This window comes from Cloacibacterium sp. DMC96 (assembly GCF_056313765.1).
This window is the reverse complement of the sequence record NZ_JBQUZQ010000001.1, coordinates 268,271-280,900: the sequence shown is the minus strand read 5'-3', so window position 1 is coordinate 280,900 and position 12,630 is coordinate 268,271. Positions and strand designations below refer to the sequence as shown.

Below are 12,630 nucleotides of genomic sequence, written 5' to 3'. Positions count from 1 at the left end.
TCCGAACAAAACTGCACTTTGACTGCACTTTGATTCAAGGGAAACTTACTCCAAACAATAATTAATTTGATAACAATATGAACTAAAAAAGTTTACATTTTTTTAATTTTAAGTAACTCAAAATATTAATGTTATGTACTTTTTTTAGTAAAAAAAGTTTACAATTTTATTTTAAAACAACTAAAAAAAATATTTTTTTTAAAATTTATTCGCTAATTTTGAAATACACTTTTGGCCTATCCCTCTGATTTACAAAGTAAAAAAATGGGGTAAACAAAAGCTAATAACTATATATTTTTATAAAATTCTTATTTATGACGTATTTAATAAACGTACAGGAATTAGAAAAAGCCTTAGAGCTAGTTTCAAAAGTAATGAACCCTTTAAAAAAAGCAGGATCTGTTCTAGACAGACCATCTGATGAAGATTTATTGTTTTATGACAATGTCTCAATGATGGAAAAGCTAATGGTCTCTGAAAGAACCTTGCAACGCCGCAGAAAAAACGGTGAAATAAGATTTATTCGCTTTGGGGGTAAGATTTACTATCCAAAAAATTTTATGGTCTTGCCTGCACACGAACCCGAAGTTCCTGAAGACGAAAAAGACAATATCATCCCGCTTAATGAATTTATAAAAAGATATAACACGCCAAGACCGAGAAGCAGAATAATAGATGTAGACCGACTGGCCAAAAGACTGACCTATTTTCCGAGAGGTGGAAATAAACATAGTCCTAAAGAATTAAAAAAATACATCCAACACCTCAAGGTCAAACGAAAGCTGCACCACGCCACCCTACAACTTTGGCCTAAGAAAATAAAACTGATTGGCTTGCCCAATATAAAAAGCAACATCATTCCCCTGAAATTTTAAATAAAAAGCTCCCGAGTGTATGCTCGGGAGTTTTTTTTATGTTTGATATATATGTTTTTTTTATTTAATATACAGATATTTCAGTTTTCTATAAACTCTTACCAAAATATGTTCTTGAACATTATTTTGTTCTTGAACATTATGACTAGAGTAAAGCGTTTCTATGGTTTTTATTTTATATTTTAATTGCTCTTGTGTTACTTGTCCTTTGGCTAATGATTTTTCTATAGCTTGTTCAAAACCTCTTGAAGCTTGTTCCCAATTTGTCCATTCATTGGCAGTAATAAGAGCATTTTGTTTTAATCTTTCTAGTTCTTCTGGATGGTCTTTTAAGAAATTTATGTATTCTAATACTTTTTCCTCGTCATCCATGTCTGCAATCAGTGCGTTATGATTGTGTTTCATGTACTCATCAAACCCTGAAACGTTATACGTAATTGCAGTACCTCCACAGTGAAACATTTCTAAAGGTGGCCCGAACATTCCTTCTACTTTACTCAGTTTAACCAAAACATCACAAGAATTATACACCTCTTGTACTTTGTGAATTGGGATTTTAGAAAAAACTTGATGCACACCTTCTATTTGGTCTACCTCTGTACTTGTGAGTAACCAAATTTCATCTGCTTTTGATTGTTTGCAAATTTCTAGGGTTCTATTTACATTTTTAAAATCAACGCCTAAAGGTCCTTCAACTAACACCCGAAAAGGACGATTTTTTTCTTTTTCTTGTTGTACAAAGAAAACCTCTTTATTGATTCCGTTTTTTGCCAATTCTGCATCAATGTGATATTGCTCGTTAAGATAATTTTTTATCCAAGTGGCTTCAGTAATGATGGGAAGCCCCAGTAAATAAGTGGCTTCTGCTAATGCTGCTTTATGTGGATTATCTTTATAGAATTTAGATTCTACTGATTGATTAAAGTAGAGGTAAGAATTAGATTTCAATTCTGCTATTTCATAACAACTTTTCCAAAAAGTAGCTATTACTACATCAAAGTGAATGTTTTTTGCTTCTTCAAAAGAAATTTTATTTAATGTCGTAGCTCTATCAAACCAACTGATGTCTTCGTCTGTAACTTCTGTATCGAAAATTAGAAATACCTCATATTGATTTCTGAGCGTAAGGTAATACGCATGCTCAAAAATCACAATCACTCCACCAGAAAGTGCTTTGTATGCGATAATTCCTAATTTTGGTTTATTCATTTCTTAATTTTTGGAAAAAAGATTTAAGTCTTTCATAATACAATTGGTCTGTAAAATGTTTTTGATATAACTCCTTATTAAGATTGCTTGGTAATATCTTTTTAGTCAATTTTTCGGAAGTTAAAACATTATAAAGTCCGTTTGCATCTTCCGCATCAAATTCTAAAATATCTTCTGAAGTACCCTTAAAAAAACTATGTCCAAAATTAGTGGTCATGATTAATCGAGCTCCAACAGATAATGCTTCTAAAATTGATAAATCAAAATAACTTTGTCTATTCGCATTAATAACATAGTCTGCATTATGATACCAATCTAAAGGATTATTTATAAATCCTAAATCATATACATTTTTGTATTTTATTTCGTCTCCTCCACCTGCAATAATGAGATTAATATCATCTCTTACTTCTACTGCTCTTTTGAAACTCTCTAATACAATATCAAAACCTTTCACTTTATTTCTCCTTCCAATAAAAAATAAATTAATTTTATTTTCTAATGGATAATCTTTTCTTACTAAGTCTATGTTTTTGCAACCCGATAAAATCAATCTAACTTTCTTCTCATCAAAATTTAATGTCCTATATATATTTACAGCTCCTTCACTCGGAAAAACAATATAATTAGCCCTTTGAAAAGAATATTGCTCAGCTTGTTGTAAAAACGCAATATAATCTGATGAAGCACCAGCTTCTTTACTTTCCTTTGAAGGTAATTCAGGAGAATGAGATTGTAGAATTACGATTTGATGGTCTTGAATAAGATTTCTACACTTATAGAGAGTAGCACAATCATGAAAAAAAATATACTTGTAGTTTTTTGCATTACTTTCTTTAAAAATATCTATCAAATAGTTTTTTTCCTTTTTCAAAAATTTATCATTGATATAATTTTTAAGGATATTTCTAAATCTATTTGGAAAAATTAAATCTTGAGGAAAAACAAAAAAATCTCTTGGTTTATCTATAAGATTCTGAGCAAGAAAACCTGATGGCCCTCCTGAATTTATATTAAAATTAAAAAGTGAAAAAATTAATATTTTATTATCAATCATTATACTATTTATTATCTAACCATGAATAAGGATTATTAACTAAACCTTTTATACCACTTATCATTTCAATTTTAGTTCTAGGTTCTATTTCAAAAACCATATAGCAATCATTTTTATCAAGCACCTCACCGCCATCTCTCCATATAGCTCCTTCTATATAATAAGAACCTGCTTTTAATATATTTGTAGGCAACTGTATTCTTTTTTTATTAATTCCAGAAGTAAATCCTTCTGTTACTGGTGAAGATATAATTGGGATTTCATCCATATTATATAAAGTAAATCCAAAATTTAATGATTTGGGATTATCTATATTAAAAACAAACTCTAAATAATGTACATCATCATTTTGAACAGTTCCTATTTTCTGAAAACTACTATTTAAAACATTTATACTCTGTAAAACTCCTTTTTCATTGAAATAATGATTTTCTTTCTGTGAAATATTCAACTGATTGTAAAGTGTTGTAATTTTTTCAATCTCATCAAAAGAATTCAAATAACCATTATGAAGAAGCATCCCTTTATTGCATAATTTTTTCACCGCTGCCATATTATGGCTCACAAACAGTACGGTTCTGCCTTCTCCTTTGGAAACGTCGCCCATTTTGCCGAGGCATTTTTTCTGAAATTCTGCATCCCCTACGGCTAAAACCTCATCTACAATCAGGATTTCAGACTCTAAATGCGCCGCTACTGCAAAAGCCAAACGTACATACATCCCAGAAGAATAGCGTTTTACTGGTGTATCTATATATCTTTCTACACCTGAGAAATCTACAATTTCGTCAAATTTCCTATCGATTTCGTGTTTTCTCATTCCCAGAATGGCTCCATTGAGGTAGATGTTTTCTCTGCCCGTCATTTCGGGATTAAAACCTGTACCTACTTCTAGCAAGGAAGCAATTCTTCCGTTTACTTTGAAGCTTCCAGTGGTGGGTTTGGTAACTTTGCTTAATAGTTTCAGCAAGGTAGATTTCCCCGCACCATTTCTCCCAATGATACCTACTGCATCTCCCTGTTCAATTTCGAAATTGATGTCTCGCAGCGACCATACATATTCACTGTCTCCTTTTTTACTTCTGTCATTGGCTTCGCCAATTTTAAGATACGGGTCTTCTTTACCTCTCAATTTTGCCCAAAATCTATTTAAGTCATGGGTGATGGTTCCCGTTCCTACCTCTCCCAATCGGTATTGCTTGGAGATGTTTTCGGCTTTTATGGCAAGGTTTTTTTTCAAGGTTAAAAAGTTATATAGTTAAATGGTTATGAGGTTATGAGGTTATAAAGTTATAAAGTTATAAAGTTAAAAGGTTATAAGGTTATAAGGCAATGTGATAATTTGATAATTTGATAATGGTTTGTTTTATTCTTTAAATTTTTTAATTCTTAAATAATTTAAAATTTATAATTTAAAATCTATAATTCTTAATTCTTAGTTCTTTAATTCTTTAATTGCTTTACTGACATCATCGCTTCGTCACTTTGTCTCCTTTTTACACGGTGTCCATGAATGATTTTTCTACTTTATTAAAGACGAGCACGCCAGTAAAAAATAGAAATACTATCACGAGTGCGGAGATGAGCAGGTCTGTTATGGTGAAAGTTCCTGTCCCTAAATAGGCATATCTGAAACACTCAAAAATGCTGGATAAAGGATTGATTTTTGCTAATATTTGGAGTTTTTCTGGCAAAGCAGAACTTGGGTAAACTACGGGTGTAATGTACATGAACAACTGTATGCCAAATGCCAATAAAAACGTAAGGTCCTTATACTTAGTGGTGAGGGAAGAGAAAATCATTCCCACGCCTAAAGCAAAAAGTGCCATCAATAGAATTAACACAGGGGTAAACAATATCCAAAGATTGGGTTGTATGCTTTGTGCTACAAAGGTATAATAGAGAACTACCAAAATAAAAAGGGCAAACTGCACTGCAAATTTCAATAAACTAGAAGCGACTATCGATAGTGGCATGATTAATCTGGGAAAATAGACTTTCCCAAAAATAGAAGCATTGGCGGTGAAAACAGATGACGTTTTGGTAAGGCTTTCTGAAAAATAATTCCAAATGGTGATGCCCGCCAAATAAAAAGCCAACTGCGGAATCCCGTCTGTAGAGAGTTTGGCAATATTCCCAAAAAGCACCACAAAAATAAGTGTGGTGAGCAGTGGCTGCACGATGAACCATAACGGCCCAAGAATGGTTTGCTTATAGAAAGTGATGAAATCTCTTTTTACGAGCATGAAGAGCAAATCTCTGTAATGCCATATTTCCCTGAAATTAATTGCAAAAAGAGAGGACTCTGCTTTTATTTCTTCAGTCCACATTTGTTTGGGTTCCTTCATCTTTTAGAAAATTACTTTAAGAAAATATCTTTTTGTACCAAGGTTTCTTATCTTTATCTGCGGTATAAGAATATCCGTAACCGTATTTATATCCGTAGCCATATTTATTGCTGTAGGTAAGGTTAAGGTAGCTTACATCATTCAGTACAATGGCCATTTTTCCTTTGGCATGGTCACGGTAGATTTGGTTGGCAAACTCCAGCATTTCTTTGTCGGTATACTCAGATCTTACCAAGAACAACATTACCTCTGCATAATTGATTAAGTTGTAGGTATCTCCTACCATCAATAACGGCGCAGAATCTATGACGATGTAATCATAATTTTGTTTGCCATATTGCAAGAGTTCTTCAAATTTTTCGCTTTCTAATAATTCATTAGGATTCGGAGCGATGGCTCCAGAATGGATGAGTTTTAAATTCTTGCTGATGCTGGTATCTTGTACAAAATCTTGTGGTTTTGCATTGTAATCGCTCAAAAACTCTGATAATCCTTGCCCATGCAATTTCATAAATCTCTTGAGCTGAGGATTTCTGATGTCTGCCCCAATCATCAATACTTTTTTGGTTAAAGCCAAGGTAAGGGCTGTATTCACCGAAATGGTGGTTTTACCTTCCCCTTTGATGGATGAGGAAATGAGAATGACTGGGCATTTCTCATTTTTATTGAAGAAATACTTGATATTAGAATTCAGTATTCTAAAGGATTCTGCAAAGGAGGAAAGGTCATTTACTCCTACTGTATCACTATCTCCTTTTTCTATACTTGGGATTTCTGCCACCACTGGAATTTCTTTGGCAATTTCCATCACATCATATTTAGAATGCACATAGGTGTCTAAAGAGTTTTTGAGGAAGAAAAATATCAACGGAAGGAAAAAACCTAAACCGTAGGCATACATCATAATTTTGCTCACATTAGGCGTCATTACACCCGTAGTGAAAGCAGGATTCAGGACTTTTACCTTAGGAGTGGTTACGGCAAGTGCCATAGAAATTTCTTCATTTTTTTGAAGGAGGTATAGGTAAAGTGACTCTTTAATTTTTTGTTGGCGATCAATATTTTTAAAGAAATTTTCTTGTTCTGGGAACATGTTCATTTCCTGTTTATACTGAGCGATTTTGGACTGTTGATAATTTAAATTATTGGCTAAGACGTCTCTCGATTTGTATAAATTTTCTCTGATGAGTTTTTTAAGGTCTGCAATTTCTTTATTGAACTGAATGATGACAGGGTTTGCAGGAGTGGCTTGTCTCAGTGTTTTATTTCTTAGAATGATTAAATCATTGTATTGGCTGATGAGGCTTTCTGCAGAAGTAGGTACGCCAATATTGGTAGGGAGCAACTGCTCTGAGGAAGCATTAGCCAATGCCAAAACAGAGTTTACCATCTCTAACTGAGAGGTAAGTTCTAGTATTTTTTGGGTTCCTTGGTCTAAACCGCTGATGTTCGATTGTGCCTGCGTTTCGATGTCGAAAATATTATTTTCTTTTTTGAAACTGGTTTTTTGGCCTTCAATATTAGAAAGTTCTCTAGAGATAATTCTCAGACGGTCATTGATGAATTTTTCAGAATTTCTGGCTTCTAATTTTTTATCATTGTCTGCATCTTTATTGTACTGAACGATTAATTCATCAATAATATCTTCTGACTTTTCTGGAGTGGTTCCTCTGTAAATGAGGTCTAAGATATTAGTATCTTGGCTGGAGTAATTGACAATGATGCCACCTTCAATTCCTGCTGCTACCCCTTTATAATTTTTAAAATATAAATCTACGGGATAATCAAAGTTGATGTTTGGATTTTTAGAAATGGTGACAATCCCAAATCCTAAATCATAAGGCTGGTCATAGTAATAGCTTTTAGGATTATTGCCATTAAAATCTGTGAGAATGTATGATTTATAATTCTGTGATTTTATTTTATAACTGGCTCCCCCGAATTTTTTTTCGTCTTTCAGTCTGATAATTTTACCGTAGAAAGGCGCTTCGGAACCGTATAAAGCATCGTCTTTCAGTTTTCCTTTGTTTACAAATTCTACATCCAGATTCAGTTCTTTTACTACATTGTTCAATAAAGGTTTTGCCTTGAAGAGCACAATTTCGTCTGCAATAGAATTTTTAGAAACTCCTCCAGAACCTAAGCTCTGTAAGTCATTAAGCCCAATTACGCCTGTGTTTTTCTTCAAAGAGGTGTTAAAATAAACGGAAGCTTGAGAGTTATAAACGGGTATGGTGTATCTCAAATAAATCTTGGCACAAGCATAAAAAAAAGCGATAGAAAGTACAAACCAATACCAAACTCTTAGATATTTAAAAATTTCTTTTTTAAATTCTATTTTTCTAACTTTCTGAGGTATTGATTGTATGGGTTGTAATTGTTCCATTTATTTTATCTAAAAAACAAGGTGTAAATAGTGATTAAGAAGCCAAAACCTGCCATTCCTTTCATCCAATATGCATTTTTATTGGCTGCAATCTGTGCATTTTTGTCTGGAACCGCATAGAGAATATCGTTATTCTGCAAGTAGTAGTATGGAGAAGTGGTGATGGCATAATCTGTAACATCTAAAACATAGGTTTCGTCTACCCCATTTACATTTCTGATGAGTCTGATGTTTTTAAGGTCTGCATCTTCAGAAGTTCCACCTCCTAATGCGATGGCCTGTAAAATATTGAGTTTCTCATTATCATGTACTTTCATTCCCGCTGCTCCGAATTTTCCTAAGAAAATAATTTTAAGGTTCATGGGTTTAATGATCACGATAGGCTCTACTAAGTATTTTTTCAGGCGTTCTTCCAGGTCAACTTTTACCTCGTCTATGGTTTTGCCTGTCACGGGAATATTTCCTAAAACGGGCATGGTAATTTCGCCTTGTTTGTTTACGATATAAGATTGTACCGCAGAAGCATCAGAAGCTTCTTTCACATTTGTATTTGAGATGGTATTGATGTTAAAAGGTTTGATGGCTAGCTCATCATATCCCGTGATTTGGATATTGAGTTCGTCTCCTGTTTGTATAAGACTGCCGTTATATTGCGCTTGTTTTATTTCTTGGTTATAATCTACTTTATCCATGTAAATCATATTCTTTTTAGGACCGCAAGAAATTACAGCCAAAGAAATGAGCAGTATAAAAAATCTTAGTATCTTCTTCACGTGGGCAATTTATAAAACAAAAATAATATAATTTTATGATAAACAACCATTTTAGGCGCTTTAACTTTATGCAAAAAGCACAGTATGGTGAATACTGTGCCTTGTTGCTCTATATTGTTTTGATTAGTTAAAAGAATAACTAAATCCTACTCCTAATAATCTGTTCCATGTGCGCATGAGATTGTAATTAGGGTATACTTCGGATAAACCTTGGTCAAATCTGAGGTACACTTCTAAATTATCACTTACTACATATCCTACTGCTGCAGAAGCTGCAAAGCTCCATTTATTGGTTACATCATCGCCTAAAGGTCCTGATTCATACTCTATATTCGGTCCTTTGAAATTTACCGAAACGGCATAGGCTGCTCTAGGCCCAATCATGAAATAAAAATTCTCAAAATATCCTCTGTACAAGTGAAATTTCCCATACAATGCAAAAGCTACAAAATCATTTCTGTAATATTGTCTGCCTTGCTCTAGAATGGTTTTTTCGCCTTCCATGCTGAATTCTACTACAGGATAAATGTAATAACGAAGCGGTGCATAGATACTTCTCTGGAAAGATTCTAAAGGAATTTCCATAAATAGTCCTACACTTGGCGCAATTCTCCCTCTAGAAAAGTCATGAATTCCCTCGATAGACGAAGAATGCACGTTTGCAGTTGCTCCCCATCTTACTTCTTGCGAAAAAGAAAATCCTGAAAGCAAAATGGCAAAAACAAAGAATATTTTTTTCATAAATCATGAAATTTATAACAAATTAACAGTTTTCATTTCAGTTAAGCAACATTATCCGTTAAATAATGCTCTTCCTTCCATTAACTGATGTACTTTTTGTTTTACTTGTTCTAGGGTATTTTCATCTTTGATATTGGTTACCACTTCATTGATTAAATCTGCAATGGTCTCCATGTCTTTTTCTCCTAAACCTCTCGTGGTAATGGCAGCGGTTCCTAATCTGATTCCCGAAGTAATGAATGGCGACTTATCATCATAAGGAACCATATTTTTATTACACGTAATGTCTGCTTTTACTAAAGCTTTTTCGGTTTCTTTACCGTTTACGCCTTTGTTTCTAAGGTCTACCAACATCAGGTGATTATCTGTACCTCCACTTACAATGTCAAAACCTCTGTCTATCATTGCTTGGGACAATGCTCTAGCGTTTGCTACCACTTGTTTGGTGTAGGTTTCAAATTTTTGGTCGATGGCTTCTGCATAGGCTACTGCTTTTGCAGCAATCACGTGTTCTAGCGGCCCACCTTGAGTTCCTGGGAATACTGCTCCATCTAATACGGCGCTCATCATTTTGGTTTCGCCTTTTGGTGTTTTGTGACCATAGGTATTTTCGAAATCTTTGCCCATCATGATCATTCCTCCTCTTGGTCCACGAAGGGTTTTATGCGTAGTGGTGGTTACTACATGGCAATGTTCGAATGGTGAGTTCAATAATCCTTTGGCAACCAAACCTGCAGGGTGTGCAATATCTGCCCACAATGTAGCGCCTACCTCATCTGCTATTTCTCTAAATTTGGCATAATCTAAATCTCTAGAATAGGCAGAGAAACCTGCAATCAGCATTTTTGGTTTTTCGCGAAGTGCTACTTCACGCATTTGGTTATAATCGATTAACCCTGTTTCTTTTTCAACTCCGTAAAATACAGGACGGAAATTAATTCCCGAAAAATTTACATGAGAACCGTGTGTCAAATGACCTCCCATTGATAAATCCATTCCCATTACGGTATCTCCCGGTTTTAACACCGAAAGATAAATCGCTGCATTGGCCTGTGAACCAGAATGCGGCTGTACGTTGGCATATTCTACGCCGAAAAGTTGTTTTGCTCTTTCAATTGCCAAAGTTTCCACTTCGTCTACCACTTCACAACCTCCGTAGTATCTCTTTCCTGGGTAACCTTCTGCATATTTATTCGTTAAGACGCTTCCCATGGCTTTCATCACGTTATCAGAAACAAAATTTTCTGATGCAATAAGCTCTATGCCATGCGTTTGTCTCTGTCTTTCTTTTTCAATCAATTCAAAAATGATATCGTTGCTCATATTAGATTTTTTATTTTGCTCAAAAATAAGAAATTATGCAGATATTTGCAGATAACTTTACATTAATAATTATGGGAAAGAAAAAATATAAAAAACAGTTGCTTAAATCTCTGAAATCTTTAGGGAAATCTGAACATCTTTTGTTGGAGAGCATGACCAATTTGATGCTTCTAGGAGAATTGAAGAAAAACAATATTGAGTTTAAAGATGGAGACACCTTTACTTTTAAAGACAATATTTTTGATTACAGCGAAGACAAAAACATTAGAAAAATGGCAAAACTTCGTCATAAAATGATGAAAACCATGAATAAATTGGTGGAGAAAAATAATTTCAAGGATAAAGAAATTAAGTTCTTATCGTAAAAATAAAAAAGCAATCTTTCATGAAAGATTGCTTTTTTTTATTTAAAAATGATGTACTTCATTCTTTTTAAAACGCAAAGATTCTTTATCCTTTCAACCTGTTTTTAAGCGAGCAAAGAAGCGAATAAATTCGCAAAAGCTTATGCTTTAGTTAAATTTCAGATTCTTTACCATAATGCATTCTGGATTACTTCTAAATCTCTTCTATGATTCTTTATTAAAACAAAGTCTTTGTTTCTGCCATTATAGGAACGTGAATTTCTGTTCCGAATGCTGCATTGATTTTCTCAATGAAATAAGCCGACAACAACGGTGAAGCCAATTCTACATTTTGATGAACGAAAAAATACAGGTTTTTCAAACCTTCTTCTTTCCATAATTTAATGCGTTCTAGCCAATCATCTAATCTTGCATAATCACTGTCTGCATTAGCGCCTACATATCTTACAAAAGCAGTGTCTGATGTGAGTCTCATGTGCAACATGTCTCTTCTACCTGCCGTATCTACGATGATATTCGCGATGTTATTTTCTTCCAGCAATTGAGAGAATTTTTCAAAATTTTCTTCTTCAAACCACTCTGCACTGCGCACTTCTATCGCCAATGGAACTTCTTTTGGCCAGTCTTTTACAAATTTTTCTACCCTGTCAAAATCTTTAGGTTTGAAATTATCATGCAACTGCAAGAACACCATTCCCAACTGGTTCCCGAAATTCAAAACTGAAGTAGCGTAATCGGTTATTACATCAGTCACATTAATCAGTCTTCTGAAATGTGAAACGGTATTGGTGATTTTTGGGAAAAACTTAAAATTAGGTGGCGTTTTTTCTTTCCATGTGAGCACTTGCTCTGGACTCGGCAAAGAATAAAATGTAGCATTCAGTTCAATAGAATTGAATTGTGTAGCGTAGTATTTCAACTCGTCTTTGGTTCCTTTTGGGTAAAACCCTTTCAGGTCTGTTTTGTTCCATTTGGCGCAACCGATGTAGATGTTAAAATCATTTCCTTTTGATTTTCCTAGAATTTCTTGGGTTTTAGGATGGTCTTTTGGAAGGGTGAAGTCTATTTGTGATGGGTCTGCAACTTGTCCGAATTTCATTTTTTTTAGTTTTTAGGGATTAGGAAAAAGGGATTGGTTTCAAAGGTAAAAATTTCTTGTAGATTTTAAAAAGAAAGTGAATTTATATTTCCCGCAGATTTCGCAGATTTTTAACACAGAGAGCACAGAGTTTTTTCACAGAGAATACAAAGATTGGATTTTATGTTTATCATTCCGTAGGAATCTGAAGAATCTTATGATTTTATAGAGTTAAAAGTTTCTCACGGATTGCGCTGATTTTTTAACACAGAGAACACAAAGATTGGATTTTATGTTTATCGTTCCGTAGGAATCTAAAAGGATTTATGATTTTATAGAGTTAAAAGTTTCTCACGGATTGCGCTGATTTTTTAACACAGAGAGCACAGAGTTTTTTCACAGAGAACACAAAGATTGGATTTTATGTTTATCGTTCCGTAGGAATCTAAAAGGATTTATGATTTTATAGAGTTAA

11 protein-coding genes are annotated in these 12,630 nt (G+C 33.8%); 2 read left to right on the top strand and 9 right to left on the bottom strand.

What is annotated here, in order from left to right; translation table 11 throughout:
• The first annotated feature begins 314 nt into the window (after positions 1-314).
• Positions 315-875 carry a helix-turn-helix domain-containing protein gene (locus ACT53I_RS01295; protein ID WP_476078074.1) on the top strand — a complete coding sequence of 187 codons (561 nt, stop codon included), beginning with the start codon at positions 315-317 and terminating at the stop codon, positions 873-875.
• Positions 876-935: 60 nt separating this feature from the next.
• On the opposite strand, the gene ACT53I_RS01290 is transcribed toward ACT53I_RS01295, so the two are convergent.
• From ACT53I_RS01290 to glyA, 8 genes are all read right to left on the bottom strand, one after another.
• Entirely contained in the window at positions 936-2,084 is a 1,149-nt protein-coding gene (locus ACT53I_RS01290) for a glycosyltransferase family 4 protein (RefSeq protein WP_476078073.1), read from the bottom strand.
• Positions 2,077-3,141: a glycosyltransferase family 4 protein gene (locus ACT53I_RS01285; protein WP_476078072.1), complete on the bottom strand. Its 1,065-nt coding sequence runs from the start codon at positions 3,139-3,141 to the stop codon at positions 2,077-2,079. The genes ACT53I_RS01290 and ACT53I_RS01285 overlap by 8 nt, the downstream gene beginning before the upstream one ends.
• 4 nt (positions 3,142-3,145) lie before the next feature.
• On the bottom strand, positions 3,146-4,381 hold the full coding sequence (locus ACT53I_RS01280; protein ID WP_476078071.1) for an ABC transporter ATP-binding protein: 1,236 nt from the start codon (positions 4,379-4,381) through the stop codon (positions 3,146-3,148).
• 256 nt (positions 4,382-4,637) lie between these two features.
• Positions 4,638-5,489 (bottom strand): ABC transporter permease, encoded by an 852-nt coding sequence (locus ACT53I_RS01275; RefSeq protein ID WP_476078070.1) that lies wholly within the window; start codon positions 5,487-5,489, stop codon positions 4,638-4,640.
• 16 nt (positions 5,490-5,505) lie between these two features.
• Positions 5,506-7,875 carry a GumC family protein gene (locus ACT53I_RS01270; protein WP_476078069.1) on the bottom strand — a complete coding sequence of 790 codons (2,370 nt, stop codon included), beginning with the start codon at positions 7,873-7,875 and terminating at the stop codon, positions 5,506-5,508.
• Between the two features lie 5 nt (positions 7,876-7,880).
• A complete protein-coding gene (locus ACT53I_RS01265) occupies positions 7,881-8,648 on the bottom strand; it encodes a polysaccharide biosynthesis/export family protein (protein WP_476078068.1) in 768 nt (255 codons plus the stop codon).
• 123 nt (positions 8,649-8,771) lie between these two features.
• Positions 8,772-9,389, bottom strand: a complete 618-nt coding sequence (locus tag ACT53I_RS01260; RefSeq protein ID WP_476078067.1) for an outer membrane beta-barrel protein — start codon at positions 9,387-9,389, stop codon at positions 8,772-8,774.
• Positions 9,390-9,440: 51 nt separating this feature from the next.
• Complete coding sequence (gene glyA, locus ACT53I_RS01255; protein ID WP_476078066.1) at positions 9,441-10,712, bottom strand: serine hydroxymethyltransferase; 1,272 nt, start codon at positions 10,710-10,712, stop codon at positions 9,441-9,443.
• A 35-nt stretch (positions 10,713-10,747) separates the two neighbouring features.
• Here glyA and ACT53I_RS01250 point away from each other — a divergent pair, with 35 nt between their 5' ends.
• Complete coding sequence (locus tag ACT53I_RS01250; RefSeq protein WP_133159982.1) at positions 10,748-11,077, top strand: hypothetical protein; 330 nt, start codon at positions 10,748-10,750, stop codon at positions 11,075-11,077.
• A 217-nt stretch (positions 11,078-11,294) separates the two neighbouring features.
• Here the strand turns inward: ACT53I_RS01250 and ACT53I_RS01245 are convergent, their stop codons facing one another.
• On the bottom strand, positions 11,295-12,176 hold the full coding sequence (locus tag ACT53I_RS01245; RefSeq protein ID WP_476078065.1) for a DUF72 domain-containing protein: 882 nt from the start codon (positions 12,174-12,176) through the stop codon (positions 11,295-11,297).
• Positions 12,177-12,630 lie beyond the last annotated feature (454 nt).